Source organism: Paenibacillus sp. FW507-14B1B (assembly GCF_058781425.1).
In genome coordinates this window covers 18,774-44,857 of sequence record NZ_JBYSWS010000006.1, presented here as the reverse complement: position 1 = coordinate 44,857, position 26,084 = coordinate 18,774, and the positions used below count along the sequence as shown (strand labels likewise).

Sequence of the window (26,084 nt, the reverse complement as noted above, 5' to 3'; positions counted from 1 at the left end):
TACGAGAGGAGAATCGGCAATGGCGGGAACAAAAAAAGATGCTGCGAACAACGGTGTCCATGATTATACGGCCGAGGACATGTACGTGCGTCCCCATAACCCAAAAGTACTGGAGACTCTGGAAAAATTCCGCGACCACAAGCTTGGATTTATGATTCATTGGTCACCTGCGTGCCAACTAGGCATCTACGAATCCTGGTGTATGTCTGACGACAGCGCTGCATGGTCGAAGAAAGATGTCGACTGGACCGATGATATGAACGAGTTTCGCCGGCAATACCGGAACCTGAGAACGACGTTTAATCCGATCCGCTTTCAACCAGAGGTATGGGCGGATCTTGCAAAGGAATGCGGATTTCAGTACTTGCTATTCACGACAAAGCATCATGATGGATTCTGCATGTGGGACACAGAAACGACGGATTACAAAGTGACCAGCCCGAATACACCGTTCAGCTCGCACCAATACGCCGATATATGCCGTCACTTGTTCGATGCATTCCGGGAGCGTGGCATGGATATTCATGCCTACTTCTCTAAGCCGGACTGGAATACACCGTATTACTGGTCGCCGAACTTCACCATGCCAAGAGGTAAGACAGATCGCAATGTCAATTACGATGTAGCGGAGCATCCTGAGTTATGGGAGAAGTTCGTTCAGATGTCTCATCGGCAAATCACAGAGATCATGACGAATTACGGGCGGATCGAAGCACTTTGGCTGGACGGCGGTTGGGTTCGCCCAGACAACAAAGGACAGGATATACGAATTGGAGAGATTGTCGAACGCATTCGCGAGACGACACAGCCGCATCTAATGGCGGTAGATCGCACTGTAGGTGGCCCTTACGAAAACTTTATTACACCGGAGCAAACGGTGCCGGATAATCCGATTCTGGTTCCTTGGGAGAGTTGCGTTACAGTCGGTAAGAGATTCTCGTTCAACTACGACGATGAATTTAAATCAGGGAGACAACTGGTCCATATGCTAGTCAATATTATTGCCAAAGGTGGCAACTTGGCGCTCAACATTGCGCCTCAGCCGGATGGCAGACTTCCCGCTAAAGGGATGACGGCGCTGCGGGAGCTTGGTGCATTCTTGAAGCAGAACGGCGAGGCAGTGTACGGTACCCGTGAATGCGCGCCTTACATGGTAGATGGCATGGCATTTACGAGAAAGGGAAGCAGGGTGTATGCGTTCTATCTCTATCATGAGGATACATCCGAGGTTCGCGATTCATTCATTTTTCCAAATTTCGGGCAGTTGATGTCCGTTTCCTTGCTAAGCGATGACGGAGAAGTGAAGGCCGAAATTATCGATAAAGACAAGATCCGAATCACTGTTCTGTCCCGGAAGACGCCGGGGGCGCTATATGCCGATGTATTCCGAATTGAGCTTCGTGATTAAGGAGAATGATCAGGCTCAGGTAGTTGGCGTGAAGATCGTGTTTACTCAGAGCTATCCCCGTACTTATAAAATGGAATAAAAGCAAGCTCAAACGGCCATGAAAGGAAACTCTTTTATGGTCGTTTTTTTGTATATTAGTGCTTCTGAACTATGAATTAGATAAAAAGCTCGAATCTTTATGCATCTATACTCCAATTCTCTCAATATGCAGGACTCTGGTATCTTACGCATATCCTAAAATATGGATAAAATAAATAACCAATGAAATCGCCTGGAGAGGATGCGAATGTCTAGAATACTTGTTCCGCCGGAGGTGCTGATCCGAGTATCGGATGAGGCAGGAAGGGCTGCGGAAGAACTGGAAAGGACCAAAAATCTTCTAGATCAGCAGATTACGTGGATGATGTCTTCGTGGGAAGGGACGACCCGGTCGCGGTTTTTCGAAGATTTTCAGCGGGCCCATGGAGAAATGAACAAAACGATTGAACATCTTAGAATCACCAGCCAAGAATTGAAGAAGATTGCTTTCCGCTTCATTCAAGCAGATATGCGTATGGATCTATGGAATGCGGCATCTGCTGCCGCCGGAAATGCAGAGCCCAAAAATTTCTGGGATCACGCGGGGGACTTCTGGGAAGGACTTCAGACTGGGGCGATGTCCATAGCGAATTCGGTAAAGGATACCGCCACCTCTCTCGTTGATGACCCGGTTGGCACCGTGGGGGATATGGCCTATAATGCAACCATCGGAACGGTGGAAGAGATCGTCGACACCGCAGTCTGGGGAGGCAAAATGATCTTCGATGCCGATACCCGTGAAAAGTTCGCAGGGGACGTTGAGGACGCAGGAGGTACGTCCAATTTTATTGGACAGCAGGCTGCCATGGTCCTGGGTGGCCTTGCCACGCGCCGAATCGGCGTGAAGGGTGGCCCTCATCTCAAACATGATTCGGGTGGGGATGGGGGAAAGGGTGTTGAAGGTAAGAGTAAAATTGAAGTAACAGCAGTACTTCAACAAAGAGTTGATGAGATAAGAGCTCAATTACCAAGCTCAATCAAAAAGTCTGGCAACCTAGGTGTTGCCAAAATAGAAATTAATGGATTTCCTAATGAAATGAAGGCTCACAGTAGCGTGAACTTTGCTACTGATAAAGGCTCGGACGGTTTTGTTTTATTAAAACCCAAAGAGCAACGGAACTTTGAAACCATTAATGTCGATAAGGACGGTTATGTTGGAACAGATAAAGCATATAGTCGTGAATGGGATACAGAGGTTAAAATATTGGAAGACGTAGCGTCTAAACTTGGAGCAAATAGACAAGCATCTGGAACTATTGACTTATTTACTGAACGGTTGGCTTGTGCTAGCTGTAGTGATGTTATCTTGGAATTTAGAAGAAAGTATCCTAATATACAATTGAATGTTCATACTGGAAAAAAATAAATCTATTAAGATGTTAGAAAAGGGGGTTCTATATGGAGACTTGGAGTTATGAAGAAGCTAATGAAATAGTTCGTGAAAATTTTGAACAATCTTTAGTTCTTGGACTGAATGTCGTTCAATCAGTTGAAAGAGCGCTTTATGAATTTGAAACAGTCATTGAAGAAAGTGAAGTTGAAAAGCTAATGATTTATATGGTTTTGGTCAAATTAGGTATCGAGCATAATAACGTTCGACCCGATGTTTCTGATGAGTTTTTTAGACTTACAGAAGCCCATACATTATTACAAACGTTAAATCAATTTGAAAACAATGAATTAAGTATTGTGAAAAAAGAGATAGAAGATTTACGAAAGCAGCTTTTGAAAGTAACATAAGGTAACCAACATGATAAAGATTTGAATTCCGACGCCAGCTTGTACAGTAGGGGGGGTTCCCTGTTAATAATATATTTTGTGGCTTGCCGATAAATCGGGAAGCCAACTGGTATGGAGTCTGCTATAAACGCAATTTGCATTAAGGAAGTGGGTATTCGTAAAACTGAATTAAAGCAAGAGTAAACAGCCATAGAAGGGAATCCTTTTATGGCTGTTTTAGCTTTGGTATACACGCTACGCTCAAGAATTTGGGTGACAAAATACTGTGGTGGCCGTAGTCATAGGCTGGAGGTGAATAGTGTGAATGGGAACATCCATGTATCATTTCATGAAAAGTTGCTTCTGCATACGCAATGGGTGAAAACATTAGGTAAAGAGGGGCAACAAATTCAAGTTGAAGATATTAATTTATCAAATCACAACTTCTCGGAAATTAATTTATCGCAAGCGATCATGCCAGGAGCAATATTTGATAATTCAATCTTGGAAGATGCGGATTTATATGCGTCTAATCTTGCATCAGCATCATTCAAAAATGCAAAGATGGACAGGGTTACAATAGCAAAAGCAAATTTAGATTATTCAGTGCTAGAAAATGCTTCTCTTGTTCAAGCCAATCTAATAAGAACGACATTTTTCGAGGCGGACTTAGAAAAAGCTAATTTAACACAGGCTAAACTAAAAAAGGCGATGTTTATTGAGGCAAACTTAGAAAATACTATATTTGTTAATTGCGATCTTGAGATGGCTGTATTCAATAAATCCATTTTATCGAAGACTGATTTCAGTGGAGCTAATTTGATTCATGCTGATTTCTCTGATGCAGTTTTTATCGATTGTAAATTTATTCAGGCGAAGTACGATGAGAACACGAAATGGCCTGATGATTTTGAACTTTCTGCTCATGAATTAATTAAAGTGTAATACAGCATAATAGCAGTCTGGTAAATATAATACAGGTCAATTATGGTCACCACCATGATTGACCTATTTTTTGTTATTCTCTTTCCCACACTGAATCATGAAACCATACTCACCTGCTCCATCCACCGCTCCATCCATGTAAGTTGAGACAGCAAGAAGTGCCGCATACTGATACAATAAATATAATTTGAATGGATAGATATAGATTACTAGACAAAAGGAGTTAGGGAGATGCAGTTTGCTAAAAGAATGGATCAATTTGGGGAAGGGATCTTCACTAAATTATTGGAGATTAAACGTTGTCGATTGGAGCAAGGAGAACCGGTGATTGATTTGAGTGTGGGCACACCGAATATCCCTCCGAGCAAACATATCATAGAAGCTTTGTGCTCAGCAGCAGCCGATGAACAGAACTACATATATGCGGTTAATGATCAAAGTGAATTGCTTGAAGCCGTGAGTTATTGGTATAAAGCGAGATATGGGGTGGATCTGGACCCCAAGACGGAAATATGCTCTCTTTTAGGTTCACAGGAAGGGCTTGCGCATATTTCTCTATCCATTGTGGATGAGGGGGATATCGTGCTCGTGCCTGATCCATGTTACCCTGTGTTCGCAGACGGGCCTAAGATTGCCGGAGCTGAACTGCACTATATGCCGCAGAAAAAAGAAAATGGATACGTGATCAACTTACGAGATATTCCCGAACATGTAGCCAAGAAGGCGAAGCTAATCATTGTCTCCTATCCTAATAATCCGACTACTGCCATGGCACCGGACAGCTTCTACGTTGATCTGATCAACTTTGCGAAGAAGTATGAGATTATCGTTCTTCATGACAACGCTTATAGCGAATTAGTGTTTGACGGAAAAAGAGGAGGCAGCTTCCTATCCTTCCCTGGTGCAAGAGAGGTAGGCGTTGAGTTTAACTCCCTATCTAAAACCTATGGTCTGGCGGGTGCTAGAATCGGCTTTTGTGTTGGAAACGCTGAGGTCGTATCACGCTTAAAAGTGCTCAAGTCCAATATGGACTATGGCATGTTCTTACCGATTCAACAAGCTGCGATCGCAGCTATTACGGGGGATCAGGATGGCGTAGAAGGAACCAGAAAAGCTTACGAACATCGCAGAAATGTGCTGTGCGACGGTCTGAATGAGCTCGGTTGGCCTATTGAAAAGCCTGAAGCGACAATGTTCGTCTGGGCCATGATCCCTTCTGATTACGAGAGTTCAGCGGATTTTGCGATGGACATGGTAACCAAAGCAGGTGTGATCGTAACACCAGGCGGCGCCTTTGGTCCTTCGGGTGAGGGCTATGTGAGAATGGCATTAGTTCAGGATGAGGTGGTTCTGAAGCAAGCCATTGAGGCGATTCGCCAAAGTGGGATTTTAAAGGTGTAGGATCGGTTTCGTTTGAAAGGCCAACTATAGAATCTTAGATAATGGAGGCTGTCGAAGCCCACATATCTAATATGGATAAGCGATGTAATACGAGGTTAGAGGCTCTGCTTCATAGCAGCGCCTCTTCTGCATATCTGAGTGACGGGTAGCAACACCTGATCTATAATAAAAGACATGGCATTCATTTGTAATAATCAACCATCAACAGAATAGGAGAACAAGATGAATAAACTAAAAATGGCCGTCGTCGGCTTAGGACATATGGGCCGCCATATGATTCACCGCTTACTGCCCCAATATGCGGACACAATCGAATTAGTCGCACTTTGCGACAGCGATGAAGCGAGTATGAACAAGGAAGTGGAAGCAGCAGGTATTAGCCCTCGGCTGTACACAGATTACCGTCGGTTACTAAATGAGGTCTCGCTTGATCTAGTATATATTGCGGTTCCGCCGTCCCTGCATTATGACGTGGCGAAGATCGCTTTTGAGAAAGGCATTCACGTCTTCTGCGAGAAGCCGCTTGCCAACAGCTTGACCGAAGCACGGAGTCTAGTGGAATTGGCAGAGCAGTCGGATGTGCTCCATGCCGTCCATTTCTCACTACCGCTCGAACCCGCTGTCCTGAAGCTACAGGGAATGCTTGAAGAGCAAGCAATCGGCGAGGTTCTAAGCATGGATCTATTCCTAGAGTTTCCGCAGTGGCCGAGAGCATGGCAGCAGAATCCTTGGATCACCTCCAGACAACAGGGCGGCTATCTGCTGGAAGTCGGTATACACTGGATTCAGATGATTCAACAGCTGTTTGGTCCAATCGCGCATGTGAAGAGTGAGGTGGAGTTCCCATCGGATTCGAATCAGTGTGAGAGTCGAGTTCAGGCTGTTCTAAGATTACATAATGGTATCGAGATTCATTTGTCTGGAACCGATAAGCGGGAAGAGGATGAACGTGTCTCCCTCGTGATCCATGGTGAGGAAGGGACGATAGCACTTGAAAACTGGTGCAACTTGTTCAAGAGCGGTAAGGACGCCGATCTTCAGCCTGTACTTGTGGAAGACAACGATAGCCTACTGCCGATCTTGAGCCAGATTGTTAAGACATTGAACGGAGACCCAGGGATCTTCTTTAACTTCTACGACGGTTACAATGCGCAGGTTGTACTTGAAGCTCTGCGTAATCCAGGTGAGGGCTTTACGGATTTAAGCCCCCAATTGATGGTGGCCAAGCAGTAGAAGCCAGTCTTGGACAATCCTGAATTAGTGGGAACGGGTGGCGAATGTCTTTTTCGTTACTCATTTTTTAAACGAATACCTGAGACACACAAAAAACACGCCAACAACTGGCGTGTTTTTTGTGCTTCCAAGCTACAAATTGTCTGACAAGGATCATAGATCATATCATCTAGTTAGCTCATAACCATTTCTTTGGCAGCTTTCTTGCCTGCCGAGAGAATGTTGTTGCTCAGGTTAGGATCACTAACCGTTCGGGCAAGAACAAGAGAGCCCACCATGGTACTGAATAGTGCACTAGCTTTGGATGTGTCTATCCCTGCCAGATCGGAGATGAAAGAAATCATTCGCTCCAGTTCATCGGTGAATACCTTCTGAACCTCTTCTGATGAACGAGATATTTCGCTAGATAGGGCAGGAATAATGCAGCCCATTTCTTTTTTGTCGCGGTGATACGTACTTAAGTAATAATCGATGACGGTATTGATTTTGGAATTCTGGGTCTCCTGATCAGCAGCATCCTGCAGAAGTTCGATGGTATCGCTAATGGCATAACGGCAAGCTTCGGCGACAAGCTGGTCTTTGTTATCAAAATGCGCATAGAATCCTCCATGAGTTAATCCGGCGCCCTTCATAATGAACGGAACACTTACATCTTGAATACCCTTGGTGCGAAAAGCCTGAGCGGCACTTTCAACGATTTTATTCCGCACTTTTATCTTATGGCCTTTGGGATACGGTATTGTAATCACTCCACAGCTTCGTCAGTCTACTTTTCAAAATATTATATTCGTCATATTAAAGCCTGTCAATTTAGCGATCTGATGGCGACAAGTCCAAGTAAGCTGAATGGGGATATTGACGTTTTTAAAATATGATGACTATAATATATTATGGTCATCATATTTTAAATTGGCTTCAACTGGAGGTATAAGGATATGAGTAAGCTTGAATCCGTAGATACGTTAGTCATTGGATCAGGTCCTGGAGGTTATGTGGCCGCGCTGCGCTCCTCACAGCTTGGCATGAAGACCGCGATTGTTGAACGAAGTCAGCTTGGCGGCGTCTGCACACATGTGGGCTGCATTCCATCCAAAGCATTAATTGCAGAATCGCATCGCTATGAGGTATTTAGATCGTTCAATAATATAGATGCGTTAGCGTCATTTCAGCGTGCACAGGATTTCAAGCAAGGGATTGTGAATAAGCAGGCAGGCGGCGTTCAGTATTTATTAAAAACCGCAGGTGTGAGCATTCTGGAAGGAGAGGCTAGCCTGGTTGATGAACATACCGTTCTGATCCGGCAAGCGGGAGCGGAGCAGACCCTTTCTTTTAAACATGCCATACTTGCAACAGGATCTCGCCCAATTGAGCTTCAAGCTTTTCCAGTTGAAGGACGCATTCTGTCTTCCACAGAAGCACTGTCGCTCCAACAGATTCCGAGTAGCTTGGTCGTTATTGGTGGTGGATATATCGGAATTGAACTAGGGCAGATGTATGCCAAATTTGGAACAAAGGTGACGATTCTGGAGGGAGGAGAACAAGTTCTGCCTGGATTCGAGGCGGAGCTTGTAGCCCCTGTTGTCCGGCAGTTGAAAGCCGATGGGGTCCATATAATTACCGGCGCGACAGCTGGAAGCGCAGTACAAAATGCAGATTCCATTACCCTTCATTATTCACACAATCAGGAGGAGCATCATGTTACAGCGGACTATGTGCTCGTCACGGTCGGCAGAAAACCGAATACAGATGGCAATTTAGGATTAGAGCGCATAGGCTTGAATGTGACGAGCAGAGGATTGATCGAGAGGGATGAACAGTGTAGAACGTCTATCCCGCATATTTTTGCCATTGGGGATATTACAGCGGGTCCGGCCCTCGCTCACAAAGCGTCCTATGAAGCGAAGATTGCGGCAGAAGCGATTGCAGGCCTTACATCTAAGGTTGATTATAAAGCGATGCCGCTTGTTGTTTTTTCGAGTCCTGAGCTGGCTAGCGTTGGCTTAAGTGAAACAGAAGCAAAGGCGAAATCTATTCCAGTTGTGATTGGCAAATCCTCTTTTGGGATCAACGGGAGAGCATTGGCCTTGAGGGAAACGGAAGGGTTCATTAAGATCGTAGCAGACGAGACCTCAGGTATCATCATCGGTGCACAGATTGTAGGTGTAGAGGCATCCACACTTATTTCGGAGCTAGCACTTGCAATCGAGATGGGGGCAACCGTGGAGGACCTGGCCATGACCATTCACCCTCATCCCACATTGGGAGAAGTGATGATGGAAGCTGCCGAGAATGCGGTTAGAAAAATAGCGATGAAGAGGAACTAAACACAGCAGATTGTTGTTATAAGGACAGGATGGTACGAGTAAGTACTGTCGTGTCCTTTTTGTCGTATCTAAGATATTCTAGTATAAAAAAATTAATTGGAAAAATTTAAGCCAAAACATCTCTCCATTTATCTAATAGATATAAACCCCAAACGAAAGGAGGAATGGCAATGACACATGAACGGTTGGTCAAGAAAGCGCAAAAGGGAAATGACAAAGCCTTCTTAACGCTTTTTCAGCAATACGAAGCAGATATTTACCGCATGGCATATGTCTATGTGAAGAATAAAGACGATGCCCTAGATCTTGTTCAAGAAGTGGCGTATCAGTCATTTAAGAACATCAGTACATTGAAACAACCCGAGTATTTTAAGACTTGGATCATGAAGATTACGATGAATTGTGCATTGGGCTTAATAAACAGAAACAAAAAAGTGATCCCGCTGCATTCAGATTTCGATATGCATATGGGGGCGAATGATGAAGATATTGCACTTACGATATCTTTGAATAATGTCATGGATATTTTGAAAGAGGATGAGAAGAGTGTGATTTTGCTGAAATATTATGATGATCGCACGTTAAAGGAGATTTCCGAGATTCTAGATATTCCGCTTGGTACGGCCAAGTCTGTTCTATACCGTGCATTGGATAAGCTTCGTCAAACTATAAAGGAGGTAGGTATTTATGGATAGTCACTTTAAGCGAGAGTTAGCGGGGATCGAAATTCCTGTAGAGCTTCGTGAACGAAGTAAAATGGGGATTGATAGAGCAAAGTCCGAAATGGGTGGCAAACGGAATCGTTCTCTAAGAAAAAGATTGGCCATCGTCATTATTGCTGCTTGCTTAATGATCCCTACCGGAGCATTTGCTTATCAAGCATTACTTGCGGATGATTTATATGGTTCATTCGATAATCTTAAGAAACGTGCGCTAAATATGACAATGGAAAGTTATTTAATATTTAATGCAAAACTGAATCAAGCAAAAGGTGATCTAGGAAAGGAAGAATTTAATCAATTTAAATCCATATTACATGTCATTACAAGTGCAAAACTTGATTATGGCGATACGAATGGAAACATTGATTATTCTCAGGTCCCTGCAGCACCATTAGCGGAGATCAGGGGCGCCATGAGCGATATTCAACCCTATTTTGATCGATTAAACGGACTCCCATCAAGCAAAGAAGTTTTAACAACTGAAGAATACGAACAGTATATTCAAGCCTTAATAACCTATGAAACGATTAAGGCACAACTAGGACTCTCAAGTGTTCGCGACACTTCCTCCATCCCAGCAGAGCTACAAGAGGAATTTGATGAGGCTCGAGATTACTTAGCTTATGTAAATGAAAAACAAGCTGAAAAGTGAGCAAATTCGAATTTGAGAATATGAAAAAGAGGAGCCGTAGCTCCCTCATTTGAATAAATCTATCTATCCGATTCTCTATGCTTGTTCCAAATCTTTCAATAAGTCGTAAGGTTCTATTTCCAACCCAATCAACTTCACATTCCAGTTAACTCCAACCAGTAAACCCTCTTCATTCATTCCGTGTAGCCAGCTATGTCTAAATTCTTCTAGAGTGATAGGTGCTGGTGTGTAATGCGACCATTCTTCAATTGCACACTGTCGTGCATATGCTTCATCTGACCAAAAAAGCATAACTTCTGTATCCTCATAGTCGTTTGATTCGCATACACACCATCCATGTTCACTCTTTAATCCCCAAACCATATTAATTTGGGATACTCTTTTTATAAATTTTTCATATCGTTTTTTAGAATTTATGGTCAAATCAAGTTCCATCACGAATCCCCTTTGTGCAGTATTCCATCTAAAGTCTCTCAGTTTAGCACTAAACCTCTTTTTTAACAAACGAAGCAGGCTAGAGCTTAACCAAGATGCTAATAAACAAACAAAGTACACCACATTTATATGTGATGTACTTTGTCTCATCTATATCTATCATAGCTATGTAGATGTTAATCTCCCACAATGACCCTATTCCTGAGCGTCATGCTCCATCGCTCGAATCGACTCGGCAACCTTCACCATCATGGAGCATTCAACTCGCTTGCGGAACACATCGCAGCTAAAGTCGTAGATGCCGTTGATGTCGCCTGTTGCATGAAGCGCATTAGCAGGACATCCGCCGCTACAATAAAGCTTGGCCCAGCAATCTTTGCATTCCGGCTTCGAATAGCAGTTGCTCTCTTTGAATTGGCATTGCAGTTCAGGTCTTGTGATCCCATCCCAGAGATTTCCCATGCTGTACGCTTCATCCCCAACGAACTGATGGCAAGGGAATAGCTCGCCCCAAGGTGTAACTGCTAGGTATTCTGTGCCTGAACCGCAGCCAGAAATTCTTTTCTGGATACAAGGTCCTTCCGAGAGGTCAAGCATGTAATGATAAAAGGTAAAACCTTCGCCTTGTTCCCCGCGTTCAAGCATTTCCTTGGCGAGAATCTCGTACTGGTTGTAGATCTCCGGCAGGTCCTTCTCGGTTAATGCATAAGGCTCCTTCGGATCGCAGATAACGGGTTCCATCGAGATCTTATCAAAGCCAAGGTCTGCGATATGAAAGATATCGTTCGTGAAATCCACGTTGTTACGCGTGTAGGTTCCCCGTACATAATACTCCTGGTCTCCCCGCTTTTGGATGAATTCCTGAAACTTCGGCACGATATGATCATAGCTACCTTTCCCGTTAACGGTAGTGCGGAGCCGGTCATGAACTTCTTTTCTTCCATCCAGACTGAGTACGACGTTATACATTTCCTGATTTAAAAACTCAGTGACCTCATCGTTCAGCAGCATGCCATTCGTCGTGAAGGTGAAGCGGAACTTCTTCTTATATTCTTGTTCCTTGCTTCTGGCGTAAGCCACAATCTGCTTGACGACTTTCAAGGCCATAAGCGGTTCACCGCCGAAGAAGTCGATGTCGAGGTTCCGGTGATGCCCCGAATTCTCCAGCAGGAAATCGATCGCCTTTTGTCCAACCTCATAGCTCATGATAGCACGGTCACCGTTATATTTTCCTTGACTCGCGAAGCAGTAGTCACATGACAAGTTGCAGGTATGTGCGACATTGAGGCATAGCGCTTTAACATATGTTTTGCGATTTCTTAAATCCCTAGAGAGATTCTCATACGGATCTTCGGTAAAGAGCTGTCCAGTTTCTTTGAGCTCTTCTACAGCTGCTAGGGTATCTCGAATATCCTTTTCGGTAATGTCCGTATCATGCGCATGCTTCTCTAGCATATGTTTCAAGATGTCTTCCTGAGAAGTATGTTCATAAAGCTGAATGATGTGGTAAGCGAGATCATCAACAACATGCACTGAGCCGCTGTAGGTGTCTAGCACAATGTTGTATCCGTTGAGTTGGTATTGATGGATCATTCCTGTTAATCAAGCTCCTTTTGAGGGTAAATAGAATAGGCTATAAAAAACAGACGCCCATCTACGAGAGCAGAGGGCGATGAACATGTAAGAATCCTATTTGTTCATTGGGTTTTCACAACGCTGGTTGGCAACGCCGCAAGAGGTCTTACAAGCGGATTGGCAAGATGTCTGGCAAGCACCGCATCCGCCATGTTTTACAGTGTCCATTAGTTTCCGAGTGCTTAAGGTTACGATTCTTTTCATCATGAATAACTCCTCTGCCATTTTTCATTAGTTCGTAAATCATTAGACTTCTGAAATATGGTAACAACTGCTTGATGGATGCTTCAACCACATAGGTCACATGAAGAAAGAGAATGAATCTTGGTAGAAATCAGTACAGAATTATTACATTTATTGACCAATTTAATCGTGGCTTGTCTATTTATTTTCGCAAAAAAAGCAATCATTAATTTCACTTCTTTTGATGTTATTTATTTACATATAACCCAGTGTGTCTCCCTTTTTCGTAATTGTTATAAACCCTTTGATATTAAAGGATGTTAATATTCAAATCTCATCTGTATTCTATCTTTCAGTTTCCAATTATTTAGAAGAAAAGTTTTTATTATGTACAAATTTACAGTGTATTTCTTGACATATTAAATTCAAATTGATAGGATTCAAAGACTCGTAGAAATCAAGTCAACAATAGAAGGGAATGTATGGTATGAAGAAATTAGCTGGAAAAGTAGCAATTGTCACCGGTGGAGCATCTGGTATTGGTCTGGGATCTGTTAAACGCTTAGTAGAGGATGGCGCTGCTGTTGTTGTAGCTGACTTGAACGAAGCCGGCGCGCAGCAGATTGTTGAAGAGATCAAGCAAAACGGTGGTCAAGCTATCGCTGTAGGCGTGGATGTAGCTGATGAAGAAGCTATGAAAGCCATGATTGCTAAGACAATCGAAGCTTTTGGCAAGATTGATATTCTATTTAACAATGCTGGTTTTGGACATCGTGATGACAAAGACCTCCTATCGATGGATACTGATCTTTGGGACAAAATGATGGCAGTTAACGTACGTGGACCTATGTTTGGCGCTAAATACGCTATTCCTGAAATGTTGAAAAACGGCGGAGGCGTCATAATCAACAACGCTTCAGGTAATGCTAAAGTTGGTGATTATGAACGTACAGCTTACTCTGCTGCAAAAGCAGGTTTGTTATCTTTGACTCGTTCTATCGCAACGCAATACGGTAAAGATGGCATTCGTTGTAACTCTATCCTGCCTGGCTTGATTCTAACACCTGCGACTAGAGGTCGATTCTCCCAAGAACTCATGGACCTAATGGAAGAAGGTCACCTGACTCCTTATGTGGGTGAACCCGAGGATATTGGTGCGCTTGTATCTTTTCTTGCATCGGATGATGCTAAATTTATTACAGGACAAGAGATCCCATGCGATGGCGGTGTGAACGTTCGTTCCGCTGCATCAGGTATTATGAAACACGTGCAAATGTACGGTAAATAATATAGTTATCATTTATATCATTTAAGACATTTAATATAAGTCAAAGCCTCCATTCAGTGTATACTGGTGGGGGCTTTGTGTATTTATGATCAGGGATAAGGGGATGAAGGTATGAACAGACAACAAATCCTACACAACCTTAAATCACAATTAGAAATGGGTAATCATATTATTGGCGTGGGCACAGGTGCAGGAATCACTGCGAAGTCTGTGAAGCAGGGGGGAGCTGATTTTATTCTCACACTGAACTCAGGCAGATTTCGTCAGATGGGGAGAAGTTCGCTCGCTGGATTTTTACCCTTTTGCAATAGTAATGATATGGTTATGGACTTTGCATCTAGAGAGATCATCCCATTGGTCAGAGATATTCCCATCCTGTTTGGTCTGAATGCAACCGATCCTACTAAGGATATGGAAGCTTACATAGATGAAATAAAGGCCAAGGGATTCTCCGGCATTAATAATTACCCTACGGTTGGATTAATAGACGGTCAATATAGAGAAGTTCTCGAAGAAGAAGGAAATGGCTATTTGCTTGAAGTAGAAGCGATAAGACTAGCCCATGAAATGGATCTGTTTACGGTTGCTTTTGTATTTGATGAGATTCAAGCGGCGCAGATGATCGAGGCTGGAGCGGATGTAATCTGTGCGCACTTAGGCTTAACCGAAGGGGGATTGTTGGGCGCGAAGAAGGTATTCTCACTAGAAGCGGCCAAAGTTAGAGCGAATAAGATATTTAGTCGATGCAATGAATTAAAGCCAGATATGATCAAGCTAGTGTATGGTGGACCTGTCAAAACACCAATTGATGTGCAGTATATGTACAGTAACAATCAGAACTTAATGGGGTACATCGGGGGATCGGCTTTTGAGCGCATTCCTTCAGAGAAATCCATTACCAATATAACGAAAGCATTCAAGGGATCAGGGAAGCTGGATGAAGATGACCTCTTGGTCAAAATGTTAGATGGCATTACGAAGCACTACGACTATGTTGAATTTGTAAAAGAGTACGTTGCCCAGAATTACATGAATGAAATTTCATTTATTGATTTAGCTAAGGTGGCCCATGTATCGAGGAGTTACTTAAGCAGCTTGTTTACAAAACAAGTAGGCTGCAGCTTTCAGACGTATATTGTGCAATATCGAATGGATAAAGCGGCTGAGATATTAGACAGAGAAAATGTGCAGTTATCTGAGCTAGCACCATTAGTGGGGTACCAAGATTATGCACAGTTTAGCAAAATGTTTAAAAAGTACAAAGGTTGCACGCCAAAACAATATAAATCTAACATAAACACAAAAACATAGGACATAAAAGCGTTTTCACGAATGGGTCCAAGAAGTATGATTAAGTTGTAATTAATCATACTTTTTTTATTTCAACATTTTGCAGAACGTTCTCGAAATCATGATTTAGCACAGTACAGGCTAGATTATCAGTATTGAAGAGGAGGCTCGAACAAGTGAAAACCATAGCTATAGCAGGAACATTTGACACAAAGGGCGATGAGTATCTCTATATCAAAAGATTACTCGAAGATTTAGAGCTAGGGACGTTTACGATCCATACCGGTGTCTTTGAACCTACATTTACACCAGACGTATCGAACCGTGAAGTAGCCGCGGCCGCAGGTGTTGATATGGATCAGCTCGCTGCCAAGAAAGACCGGGCATTAGCAACGGAAGTTTTATCTAAAGGTATGGAAAAACTAGTACCTGAATTATATAAGCAAGGTAAATTTGATGGCATTATTTCTTTTGGTGGAACCGGAGGCACTTCACTCGTTACACCGGGGATGCGCGCATTGCCGATTGGCGTACCGAAAGTGATGGTCTCGACCGTTGCCTCAGGGAATACGGCTCCCTATGTAGGCACTAGTGATATTGTCATGATGCCTTCCGTTGTGGATGTTGCGGGGCTGAACTCCATTTCAACTCAGATATTTACGAATGCAGCCTTTGCCATCGCTGGGATGGTGAAGTTTGAGAACAAACAAGTCATCGAGAAGAAGCCATTAATCGCTACAACCATGTTCGGGGTAACAACGCCTTGTGTGACGGCAGCTCGTAACTATCTTGAGGCTAGAGGATATGAAGTGCTCGTATTCCATGCAACAGGTGTAGGTGGACAGTCCATGGAAGCGCTGATTGAGGCTGGTTTTATTGAAGGGGTACTTGATCTGACCACAACAGAGTGGGTCGATGAAATCATTGGCGGCGTGCTTGGTGCAGGACCTCATCGTTTAGAGGCAGCGAGCAAAAACCACATTCCACAGGTTGTATCGGTAGGTGCGCTGGATATGTGCAACTTCGGACCATACGACACGGTACCTGAAAAGTTTGCTGGGCACAAGTTCTATAAACACAACCCAACGGTAACGCTTATGAGAACAACGGTCGAGGAGAATGAGGTTGTTGGCAAAAAGCTTGTCGAGAAATTAAATATGGCCAGAGAGAAAACGGTCTTGATGTTACCTCTGAAAGGCATATCCGGTATTGATGTGGAAGGGGAAGCCTTCTACGGAGTAGAGGAAGATCAGATGCTATTCGATACCTTAAGAAATGGAATTAATCGGAATGTTGTCGAAATCATTGAAATGGATTGTGCTATTAATGATGTAGCGTTTGCCGAAGCAGCGGCGCAGAAGCTTATTGACCTCATGAGTAAATAATACGAACATGTTGGAGGAGATACACATGAACAAGCTTACGAGAACAGAGATTATGAATAAGTTCAGAGAAGAAGTGAAGAACGGGAAGATTCTTCTCGGCGTAGGTGCGGGAACGGGAATTACGGCGAAGAGCAGTGAAGCTGGCGGAGCAGATATGCTGATTGTTTATAACTCTGGTAGATATAGAATGGCAGGTCGCGGATCTCTCGCAGGGCTGTTATCTTATGGAGACGCCAATCAGATTGTCGTTGAGATGGGCTCTGAAGTATTGCCCGTTGTCAAAGACACTCCAGTGCTCGCAGGCGTATGCGGAACGGATCCTTTTCGAGTGATGGAGGTATATCTGAAACAGCTTAAGGATCAAGGGTTTAGTGGCGTTCAGAACTTCCCGACCGTGGGTTTGATTGATGGCGTATTCAGACAGAACCTAGAAGAGACGGGTATGGGCTATGGTCTTGAAGTAGACATGATCAGAGCAGCCCATGAATTAGACATGCTGACAACTCCTTATGTATTTGATCCTGAGCAGGCCAAAGCGATGGCGGAAGCAGGAGCCGATATTTTGGTAGCGCATATGGGCTTGACGACGAAAGGGACCATTGGGGCGAAGACTGCTCTGACATTAGATGATTGTATCGAGAAGATTGAAGCGATTATAAAAGCAGGAAAGTCTGTGAATCCCGACATTATGGTCATTTGTCACGGTGGCCCGATTGCGGAGCCTGAAGATGCTGCCTATGTTATTGAAAGAACAGAAGGCATCGATGGATTCTTCGGGGCATCCAGCATTGAGCGATTTGCCGCGGAGAAAGGCATTAGAGAACAGACCGAAGCATTTAAGACCATTGCTAAATAAAAAGGCGAGGCTGTCCCAAAAGCTGTTCTAATGAGGGACAACATCTTTATCAATTTATACCAAAAAGATCAAAGACTAACTCTGATGGAGTGCCTGTCTTTGATCTTTTTGAATATATTCAATTGTTTTCATACACAACAGCGATGGGAGGAATGATTCGTACTCGTAGCGTCTGACAACGAAAAAGGGAATCCTGCGTTAGAAGAAGTCATAGTATACTATCAAAAAGGGAGGGATTGATAGAGTGTCTACATATGATAAATTGCATTCCGGCGAGATTTACAGCTGCACCGATGAAGAGTTGATGAGAGAGCAAGCGAAATGTCTGGAGAAGCTGTATGACTTTAACGCTACTCGTCCATCCGAAGGGGACAAGCGTAACACGCTTTTGAAAGAAATGTTCGCTGAAATCGGAGATGACTGCTATATCGAGCCGCCACTCCGTGCGAATTGGGGCGGGAAGCATGTGCATTTTGGAAGCCATGTCTATGCTAACTTCAATCTGACGATGGTAGATGATACGCATATCTATGTGGGGGATTATACGATGTTTGGCCCGAATGTAACGGTTGCGACAGGTGGTCATCCGATCCTGCCCGAGCTGCGTGAGCCTGTAACCCAGTTCAACATACCGGTACATATCGGCAGAAATGTATGGATCGGTGCGGGGGCCATTATTCTTCCAGGCGTGAAGATCGGTGACAATACGGTCATCGGCGCAGGCAGCGTTGTAACGAAGGATATTCCAGCGAATGTCGTGGCGGTCGGCAATCCATGCCGTGTGCTACGCGAGATTAACGACCATGATCGAGAGTACTATTATAAAGATAGACGCATTTAAGAACACAGATTAAATCGGCGATAATTATATTTCACATAAAAAGAGGCTGACCCCAGCAACTACGATGCATGTAGTCTTTGGGGTCAGCCTTATTAGGTTACTTATTTGCTTAAGTGATAACTTACTTCTCGTTTGGCAACAACTTATTCAACAAGATCGCTGCTAGAGAAGCAGCTAGAATCGGTGATCCTAGTAGATATTGCACGAACGTAGGAAGTGTATATAAGAAATCTTTAGGAATAAGTACGAGTGCTAATGTCAGTATCATAGGTATAGCGATAATGTACATTTCTTTTTCACGGATCGTTACATTTTTCATAACCTGGATTCCGTTAATGGAGATGATACCACAGACGATGGCGAATACGCCGCCGATCACAGCTGTTGGAATCGAAGAGATTAAAGCTGCTAGTTTACCGGAAAAGCCGAACAGGACAAACCATCCACCTACAGCAAGAAAGACTCTGCGGCTTGCGATACCTGTGATAGAAATAATACCTGCATTGGTAGAATAGCCTGTTACCGGAGTGGAACCGAGTCCAGCAGCGATAAGACAACTAATTCCTTCCCCAACAACTCCCTGATTAATATTCTTATCCGTTAGTGGCTTATCAATAACGTTGCTGATCGCAAACCATGTACCTGTTGTTTCAGCGAGGAGTACGAGATAAATAATAACCATCGTGATAATAGCGGAGAAGTCAAAGGAAAATCCGAAATCTTTAAAAGGAATCCGCGGCATGCTAAACCAATTGGCGCTTTGAACCGCTGAGAAATCCAGAACCCCCATAAATTGTGCAGATACACATCCGACAATTAAGGCGACCATGACGGAAGTAATTCGGAATAGTGAACCTTTTTTACCGAACAAAGACCCTAGGATCACGAATAGAATGAGCACAGCCGCTGAGATCAGCGCTAATAATACGTTTTGGTTAATGGTAGCATCCGTTGCACCATAGATATTGTCTTTAATCGCAGTAGGCAAGAGTGAAAGACCTACAATGAAGATAATCGTTCCCCCAACAATAGGAGGGATAAAGGATTTAACAATTTTATTGAAGATTCCTGTGTAGCCCAGAATGATAACGAGTACTGCACCGACTAAGCTGGCACCTAACACGGAGTTCCAACCGAGTGCCCCACCGCCACTAGCGGCATAAATCGTAACGATGGCACCGAGTGGTACATAGGATGGACCTTGCGCCATAGGCAACTTCATACAGAAATACGTTTGGATAATTGTTGCAAGGCCAGCAGCAATAAACGTCGATTGAATTAATGCGCTGGACTGGTTGGACCCGAGTCCAATTAACATGGCAATCAGGAATGGAACGACATAAACGTCCATCGCTAATACGTGCTGCAAGCCTAGGACTGCTGATTTTCCGAATGAAATCTTGTCTTCAGGTAGAACTGTTAATTGCTGCGACTTTACTTGCGCGTGATCTTGCTTGTCTACTTGTGTTTTCACTTCGGTGCACACCTCGAATTATTTTATTTGTTTCTAAATTTTAACGTGAATGAACCTTTTCACCTTGTACCCAGACTTCGCGGATATGCTCAGGTCTAACAAGATACATCATCTTCTGGAAAATATCTTGTAAATCTTCATTATCATCATAGATCGGTAGTTTGGAAGCTTTGCATTTCGTGTCGATCACCTGTACATCCCATGCATAATTTTCTTGAATGCGCCCGATGGGTAAGCTCAGGCTTTCTCCGCCGCCAGCCGTAGCCAGATAGAAAGCTTCATGAACGGTAATGCGTGAGCCTGGTACACCGCGCTCTTCAGCTGGAAGAGAGGGGTTCACACCATCTTCAAGCATTCTGGAAGACATGACAGCTTGTCTGATGTTATCGAAGAGACTTGGTGAGAACCCTCCGGAAATATCAGATCCGAGACCGATCTCAACTCCCTTGGAATGGATATGAGCCACTGGAATAACACTATTGGCAAAATAGGCATTCGATACAGGGCAATGAGCAATTGCTGTTCCGGTCTCAGCGAATAAATCGACATCCGGATCTTCTAGGAAGTTACAATGAGCCATGACCGATTTATCACGCAATAAGCCAAAATCATGTAATGCAAACGCATCGTTCTTATTAAATCGTTCTTTGACATAACCGTGTGCCCAATCACTTTCACTACAGTGGGATTGAACATACGTATCATATTTAGCTGCCAGTTCTCCCAAGCCCTTCAAGCCTTCATCTGTGCAGCTTGGAATGAATCTTGGGGTTACTACAGGATATACACCTTGTTTCGTGGACTTGGCTAATTCTTGTACAGCGACAATAAACTCTTCGGTGTCCACTAGTGCTGCAGATGTGTCAGCATCACGGTAGTATTCAGGATTTTGCTCGGGATCGTCCATAACTACCTTTCCAACGAGTCCGCGTTGTCCTTTTTCTGCGCAGATCTTAGCTAACAACAAGCTTGCTTCTTTGTGAACCGTTGCAAAATAAAGTGCTGTAGTTGTTCCGTTTGCCAGCAAGGTGCTAACGACATCATCATAAACCTTCTTAGCAAAATCTAAATCTGAGAATTTCGACTCCAGTGGGAAAGTATATGTGTTCAACCAATCATACAGTGGAATGTCTAATGCTGTTCCAGATTGGGCCCACTGTGGTGCGTGGACATGCAGATCGACAAAGCCAGGCAAGAAATACTGACCGTCAGCTAAGCGATGAAAGTGGTCTGTATCTTGATATTGCTCTAGTAAAGGTTGATATTCTGCATCTTCTGGAGCAACGATTCTTTCAATCATGCCGTCTTGGTTAATACAGAACAGATAGTCTTTCATTATTTGAATTTCTTTAGGTGATGTACTGGAAAAAGCAGTGCCTTGAAATAATTCCATATATTTACTCATGATTACCGCCTTAATGTTCGTTTTTTAAGTGTATTTGTTATTATAATCTGCCGTAAATGATAAGTCTATACTAGAAAGACGAATATGTATGAGATATTGTTACCATAAAGTATGTCATAAGCGATAATTTATCATTCCTGTAACTGTGACAATACTTTTTCTTCTATTAAAAAGGCTACAGCTGCGGGCATCATTCTAGGAAAGGTATAAGCGGTTCGCACCGAATGACAACCTCTCACATGAGCAGAACTTTTGACTGTGATCTAAAATGTACTGAAGTTTAGATATTATTATTTAAATGTTCTAAATTCTTAACAGAAATGAATAAAGATACGGTCATTCAGGGAATAAATGCAGGAGAATAGAGAAACTTCTCTCTGGCAATTTATTCCTTATTTATATGTGAACTAAGTAAGCAATTTATTGAAAAGTACTTTATAGTACTATATGTTGAAAGTTGTATGTTTGTTGCCCTAAATATAGTGTTCGAAAGGTCGCTTTGCATGGTATTTCACTCTAAAAAAGTCGAATAAAGAGGGCATATGTCTAAACTTAGATAATTCATATTCTGCATATAATATGCTAAATTAGATGGGTCTAAAATAGAACAATCAACCAGAGGAGGCTTTACATATTGGATTGGCAGGAATTGATATTTAAGTTCGTTGGAGGACTTGGGATTTTTCTGTTCGGTATTAAATACATGTCGGACGGGCTTCAAAAATCAGCTGGGGATAAAATGCGTGGCATATTAGAGAAATATACTTCTAACCCAGTTCTTGCTGTCCTTGTAGGGGTTAGCGTAACCGTATTGATTCAGTCCTCGTCAGGGACAACCGTTATGGCGATTGGGCTTGTTAATGCGGGCTTAATGACCTTACGGCAAGCGATTGGTGTAGTTATGGGTGCTAATATCGGTACCACAATGACTGCATTTATTGTAGGAATCAAGATTGAAGAGTACGCTCTTCCTATTATCGCAGTAGGTGCCTTTTTCTTGTTCTTCTTGAGTAAGAAAAAGTATCAGTACATCGGACAAATCATATTTGGTTTTGGTACCTTGTTCCTCGGCTTGTCCACAATGAGTAGCGGAATGAAGCCGCTTCGGGAACTGCCAGTCTTTACAGATTTCATGGTTGAGCTTGCTCACCAGCCTGTTCTTGGGCTGATCGTTGGAACCGTATTTACAATGATTGTACAGAGCTCAAGTGCCACAATCGGTATCCTGCAGACCATTGCGGATGAAGGCATGATTAGTCTGAAAGGGGCCTTACCGATTCTATTCGGAGACAACATTGGTACGACCATTACAGCCGTGCTTGCATCCATCGGTGCTTCGGTTGCTGCGAAACGTACGGCTCTAGTACACGTTATTTTTAATATTGCGGGTGCGATCATCTTCACATTATTACTTCCTATCGTTTATAACGTTGTCATGTGGATTGGTGAAGGTGTGAATATCCGGATGCAGATTGCCTATGCTCACGGTCTGTTCAACTTTGCAAATACTCTAATCTTCCTGCCACTCATTCCGATGTTGGCTTGGATCGTAACCAAAGCCATCCCTGGAAAAATGCAAGAGATCGAGTTCAAAGCTATTTATCTGGATGAGCGTCTTCTCGCAACACCTGCTATGGCTCTTAGCCAAGCGCAACATGAGATTGTACGGATGGGACAATATGCGTATCAATCACTTCAGGATGCGACAGGATTCTTCTTTAGCAAGGATACGAAATCGGCAGAGAAGGCACTTCAGAAGGAAGAGCTAGTGAATGAGCTGAACCGTAAAATTACCGATTATATCGTGAAAATTCATCAAAAGGGACTTTCTCCAGTTCAATCTGAGAATACCACAGGCTGGTTCCAAACGGTAAGTGATCTAGAGCGGATCGGGGACCATGCAGAAAATATTGTGGAGCTTGGAGAATTTAGAATAACGAATAAGCTGGAATTATCGGCTGAAGCGTCGGCTGAGCTGAAGGAAATGATTGAAGTGGCAAATCAGGCTGTGGATAAAGCCTTGATTGCACTTGAACACCATAACGAAGAGGCGGCTGAGGAAGTACTTCGCCTTGAATCCAAGCTGGACGAGCTTGAAGCAGCTTGTCGTAAGAATCATCTTAATCGTCTGAATAAGGATCTATGTTCTGTTGGAACAGGATCTATCTATCTGGATCTTCTAACGAATCTGGAGCGTATTGGCGATCACAGTAAGAATATTGCTCAGTTTGTTATGCATCAGAAGTAAGAGCTTAACACGGAGTTTAAGGATCTGAGGAACCTTGAGAGGCATAATGCCTTTCGAGGTTCTTTTCGATTTTGTAGATAAGGATGTCGTTATCTGTACCTGCAACAGCCGACCTATGATACTATATGAAAAGGATCTAATAATTTCACCCTAGTTATCATAGACATCTGGATACTTGAAATGGAGACGAACGACTTGAAAACATTTAAAAAAGTTTATATAGAAGTAACGAGCATCTGCAACTTAGCCTGTCATTTTTGCCCACCGACGGAGCGAAAGGCTAATTTTATTAAGGTTGAGGATTTTGCTAAACGATTGGATGAAATTAAACCACACACAAGCTATATCTATCTGCACGTTAAAGGAGAGCCGCTTCTTCATCCGAAAATCGATGAACTGCTGGATATTAGTCATGAAAAAGGCTTTAAGGTCAATATCACGACCAACGGAACGTTGATTGCGAAGAACCGGCATAAGCTGCTTGGGAAGCCAGCACTGAGACAGATGAACTTCTCGCTTCACAGCTTTGATGGTCATGAGGGCTCAACGAATCGGGAAGGATATTTGAGAGAAATCCTATCTTTTGTCCGAGAAGCAGAAGAGCATAATGTAATCTTCTCATTCCGCCTATGGAATTTAACGCAGGACAACGCAACCAATCTGGAGAAGAGCAGAAATCGTCAGACACTTGAGATTATTGAGCAGGAGTTTGGATTGGACTACAAGATCGAAGAGATGGTCATTCCAGGTGGTGGCGTGAAAATTGGTAAACAGGTTTACCTAAATCAAGACTATGAGTTCCAGTGGCCTAGTCTCACAGCTCCTGAGGATGATGGGAAAGGTTTCTGTCATGCCCTTCGCAGTCAGGCAGCAATTCTTGTGGATGGGACCGTCGTTCCATGCTGTTTAGATGGGGAAGGCGTAATCAATCTGGGCAATGTGAATAAGTCCTCTTTCTCTGACATTGTAGATGGTGAACGGGCGAATAATCTCGTTGATGGATTCTCTCGTAGGGAAGCTGTCGAGGAATTATGCAGGAAATGTGGTTATCGTCAGAGATTTGGATCGTAATCGATAGTTATAGAAGTATTTATAAAGGATCCATCAAGCAATCTGCTTGGTGGATCCTTTTGTTTATAAGATAAGAGTTTTCATATTCAATATGGTAAAAAAATTGGGAATTATGTATCGTGATAGTTCTTGAGATGCAGTCGCAAAATATCATATTTTGTCCAAATTATAGACAACAAGGAAAAAAGAATCATAAAAATAGTTGTATTATTACCGTTTATTGTATATTATTTGTTTTTATGTAACTAAAATAAATTCGATTGGGGATATTATCCTATATTGAGGGTATAATTTCCTATTTATTATTCCCAGAAATATAAAATTAAAATGGGAATTGCCGATATATATTCATAGGTATAAACGAGAAAATATGGGACTTATATTTAATATTTCAAAAGAATGGAATGTGAGTGTTGATGGACAATATTAAAATGCTCGTTTTTGGGGCTCTTCTGACTGTATGCTCAGTTTTGTTTATTGTATCGGGTCTTATGTATTTTAAATGGCGTAATCAGACGTATTTAAAGCTCTTTAGTGCTTCAATATTGCTGGCTTTATCAACAATTGGTTTGATTTTTTTATCCCCTAAAGTGACACCGTTCTATATGTTTTTTGTTTCAATATTTACATTAGGGTGCGTTATCATGCAGATTGGCATATTCCGTTTATACTACACAAAGCGTGTAGATAAACTATACATACATTTAGCGTGTACAGTATCCACTGTATTGATCACGGCCATGTCATTGTTTTTACCTGTTGAAATGAGTGCATTGCTTCTGTTCATACTTTTTGCAGCTCTTTCTGTATATTCCATACTCAACTTATATCCAGAGGCAGGAGTGAAGTTTAGAAGTCTACTAGTTTTAACAACGTATTTATTAAATATATTAATGCTGCTTATTGGTGCAATTTCAAAATGGGATTCATTGATTATTATCGGGCTTATTTTCTGTGTGGTTTCTAATTTTATTGTATTTGTAATGATTTTCGAGAGATTGATGAGCCTGATGCAAGCGGCTACATATACATCTACTCGAGATGAAGTTACTGGGTTGTATTCTCGTAAACATTTTTTAGTGCAAGCTAATCAAGCGATTTTGAAGAAAAGCGCACTTGGTGTTTTGTACATAGACGTTCGTCAATCCAAAATGAGTGAGCATCTATCATATGAGGAGCTAATGCAGAGAACGGGAAAGGCTGTAGCAAGATTTACAGATGGAATCGGTTTTTCTGGACGTTATGAAGATCAAGCTATCGCAGTCATAATCACTAAATCATCGCTTAAGCTGCAAGAATTGGCCAATTCACTTCGAATGAGAATAGAGGTAGAGATATCGGAGTCCTTACACGTAGGATATACCGATATCAAGCTGGGTGTAGAAGTCGAAGAACTTATAAAAGAAGCAAAAGTGGGAGCGGATAGAACACAGCATAATGGTGTCTTTAAAATCCATGATTTGAGTCAGAGTAAAATACTTAGCGATTGAT

At 42.7% G+C, this 26,084-nt stretch carries 23 protein-coding genes; 17 read left to right on the top strand and 6 right to left on the bottom strand.

The genetic code is table 11. From position 1 onward, the window contains the following. Positions 1-19: 19 nt before the first annotated feature. From AC3WJJ_RS22930 to AC3WJJ_RS22905, 6 genes are all read left to right on the top strand, one after another. Complete coding sequence (locus AC3WJJ_RS22930; protein ID WP_492544143.1) at positions 20-1,408, top strand: alpha-L-fucosidase; 1,389 nt, start codon at positions 20-22, stop codon at positions 1,406-1,408. A 286-nt stretch (positions 1,409-1,694) separates the two neighbouring features. Next, entirely contained in the window at positions 1,695-2,852 is a 1,158-nt protein-coding gene (locus tag AC3WJJ_RS22925; RefSeq protein ID WP_492544141.1) for a WXG100 family type VII secretion target, read from the top strand. 32 nt (positions 2,853-2,884) lie between these two features. Next, a complete protein-coding gene (locus tag AC3WJJ_RS22920; protein WP_492544139.1) occupies positions 2,885-3,226 on the top strand; it encodes an Imm3 family immunity protein in 342 nt (113 codons plus the stop codon). Positions 3,227-3,433: 207 nt separating this feature from the next. Further along, positions 3,434-4,150: a pentapeptide repeat-containing protein gene (locus tag AC3WJJ_RS22915; RefSeq protein ID WP_492544137.1), complete on the top strand. Its 717-nt coding sequence runs from the start codon at positions 3,434-3,436 to the stop codon at positions 4,148-4,150. Between the two features lie 231 nt (positions 4,151-4,381). Further along, entirely contained in the window at positions 4,382-5,551 is a 1,170-nt protein-coding gene (locus AC3WJJ_RS22910) for an aminotransferase class I/II-fold pyridoxal phosphate-dependent enzyme (protein ID WP_492544135.1), read from the top strand. A 222-nt stretch (positions 5,552-5,773) separates the two neighbouring features. Next, a complete protein-coding gene (locus AC3WJJ_RS22905; RefSeq protein ID WP_492544133.1) occupies positions 5,774-6,784 on the top strand; it encodes a Gfo/Idh/MocA family protein in 1,011 nt (336 codons plus the stop codon). 173 nt (positions 6,785-6,957) lie between these two features. On the opposite strand, the gene AC3WJJ_RS22900 is transcribed toward AC3WJJ_RS22905, so the two are convergent. Further along, positions 6,958-7,524 carry a TetR/AcrR family transcriptional regulator gene (locus AC3WJJ_RS22900; protein ID WP_492544350.1) on the bottom strand — a complete coding sequence of 189 codons (567 nt, stop codon included), beginning with the start codon at positions 7,522-7,524 and terminating at the stop codon, positions 6,958-6,960. Positions 7,525-7,719: 195 nt separating this feature from the next. Here AC3WJJ_RS22900 and lpdA point away from each other — a divergent pair, with 195 nt between their 5' ends. The 3 genes from lpdA (at position 7,720) to AC3WJJ_RS22885 (ending at position 10,482) form a co-directional block, all read left to right on the top strand. Then, a complete protein-coding gene (gene lpdA, locus AC3WJJ_RS22895; RefSeq protein ID WP_492544131.1) occupies positions 7,720-9,108 on the top strand; it encodes a dihydrolipoyl dehydrogenase in 1,389 nt (462 codons plus the stop codon). 170 nt (positions 9,109-9,278) lie between these two features. Continuing rightward, positions 9,279-9,803: a sigma-70 family RNA polymerase sigma factor gene (locus tag AC3WJJ_RS22890; RefSeq protein WP_492544129.1), complete on the top strand. Its 525-nt coding sequence runs from the start codon at positions 9,279-9,281 to the stop codon at positions 9,801-9,803. Next, positions 9,796-10,482, top strand: coding sequence for a DUF3600 domain-containing protein (locus AC3WJJ_RS22885; protein WP_492544127.1), 687 nt, complete (start codon positions 9,796-9,798; stop codon positions 10,480-10,482). The genes AC3WJJ_RS22890 and AC3WJJ_RS22885 overlap by 8 nt, the downstream gene beginning before the upstream one ends. Positions 10,483-10,557: 75 nt before the next feature. On the opposite strand, the gene AC3WJJ_RS22880 is transcribed toward AC3WJJ_RS22885, so the two are convergent. The 3 genes from AC3WJJ_RS22880 to scfA form a co-directional block, all read right to left on the bottom strand. Beyond that, a complete protein-coding gene (locus tag AC3WJJ_RS22880; RefSeq protein ID WP_492544126.1) occupies positions 10,558-10,917 on the bottom strand; it encodes a DUF2750 domain-containing protein in 360 nt (119 codons plus the stop codon). Between the two features lie 195 nt (positions 10,918-11,112). After that, positions 11,113-12,510: a thioether cross-link-forming SCIFF peptide maturase gene (scfB, locus tag AC3WJJ_RS22875; protein WP_492544124.1), complete on the bottom strand. Its 1,398-nt coding sequence runs from the start codon at positions 12,508-12,510 to the stop codon at positions 11,113-11,115. A gap of 96 nt (positions 12,511-12,606) precedes the next feature. Then, positions 12,607-12,756, bottom strand: coding sequence for a six-cysteine ranthipeptide SCIFF (gene scfA, locus AC3WJJ_RS22870; protein ID WP_492544122.1), 150 nt, complete (start codon positions 12,754-12,756; stop codon positions 12,607-12,609). A gap of 466 nt (positions 12,757-13,222) precedes the next feature. Between scfA and AC3WJJ_RS22865 the strand changes: the two genes are divergently transcribed. The 5 genes from AC3WJJ_RS22865 (at position 13,223) to AC3WJJ_RS22845 (ending at position 18,395) form a co-directional block, all read left to right on the top strand. After that, on the top strand, positions 13,223-14,023 hold the full coding sequence (locus AC3WJJ_RS22865; RefSeq protein WP_422659883.1) for an SDR family NAD(P)-dependent oxidoreductase: 801 nt from the start codon (positions 13,223-13,225) through the stop codon (positions 14,021-14,023). Between the two features lie 111 nt (positions 14,024-14,134). After that, positions 14,135-15,334, top strand: a complete 1,200-nt coding sequence (locus AC3WJJ_RS22860) for a phosphoenolpyruvate hydrolase family protein (RefSeq protein ID WP_492544120.1) — start codon at positions 14,135-14,137, stop codon at positions 15,332-15,334. A 155-nt stretch (positions 15,335-15,489) separates the two neighbouring features. Next, positions 15,490-16,698: a Tm-1-like ATP-binding domain-containing protein gene (locus AC3WJJ_RS22855; protein ID WP_492544118.1), complete on the top strand. Its 1,209-nt coding sequence runs from the start codon at positions 15,490-15,492 to the stop codon at positions 16,696-16,698. 25 nt (positions 16,699-16,723) lie between these two features. Further along, positions 16,724-17,554, top strand: coding sequence for a phosphoenolpyruvate hydrolase family protein (locus AC3WJJ_RS22850; protein WP_492544116.1), 831 nt, complete (start codon positions 16,724-16,726; stop codon positions 17,552-17,554). A 244-nt stretch (positions 17,555-17,798) separates the two neighbouring features. Beyond that, complete coding sequence (locus AC3WJJ_RS22845; RefSeq protein ID WP_492544114.1) at positions 17,799-18,395, top strand: sugar O-acetyltransferase; 597 nt, start codon at positions 17,799-17,801, stop codon at positions 18,393-18,395. A gap of 121 nt (positions 18,396-18,516) precedes the next feature. Here the strand turns inward: AC3WJJ_RS22845 and AC3WJJ_RS22840 are convergent, their stop codons facing one another. Next, positions 18,517-19,869 carry a uracil-xanthine permease family protein gene (locus AC3WJJ_RS22840; protein WP_492544112.1) on the bottom strand — a complete coding sequence of 451 codons (1,353 nt, stop codon included), beginning with the start codon at positions 19,867-19,869 and terminating at the stop codon, positions 18,517-18,519. Positions 19,870-19,909: 40 nt separating this feature from the next. After that, a complete protein-coding gene (guaD, locus tag AC3WJJ_RS22835; protein ID WP_492544110.1) occupies positions 19,910-21,274 on the bottom strand; it encodes a guanine deaminase in 1,365 nt (454 codons plus the stop codon). Between the two features lie 634 nt (positions 21,275-21,908). On the opposite strand from guaD, the gene AC3WJJ_RS22830 reads away from it, so the two are divergent. The 3 genes from AC3WJJ_RS22830 (at position 21,909) to AC3WJJ_RS22820 (ending at position 26,083) form a co-directional block, all read left to right on the top strand. Further along, on the top strand, positions 21,909-23,522 hold the full coding sequence (locus AC3WJJ_RS22830; protein ID WP_492544108.1) for a Na/Pi cotransporter family protein: 1,614 nt from the start codon (positions 21,909-21,911) through the stop codon (positions 23,520-23,522). A 195-nt stretch (positions 23,523-23,717) separates the two neighbouring features. Further along, positions 23,718-24,593: a radical SAM/SPASM domain-containing protein gene (locus tag AC3WJJ_RS22825; protein ID WP_492544106.1), complete on the top strand. Its 876-nt coding sequence runs from the start codon at positions 23,718-23,720 to the stop codon at positions 24,591-24,593. A 416-nt stretch (positions 24,594-25,009) separates the two neighbouring features. Beyond that, on the top strand, positions 25,010-26,083 hold the full coding sequence (locus AC3WJJ_RS22820) for a diguanylate cyclase domain-containing protein (protein WP_492544104.1): 1,074 nt from the start codon (positions 25,010-25,012) through the stop codon (positions 26,081-26,083). Position 26,084 lies beyond the last annotated feature (1 nt).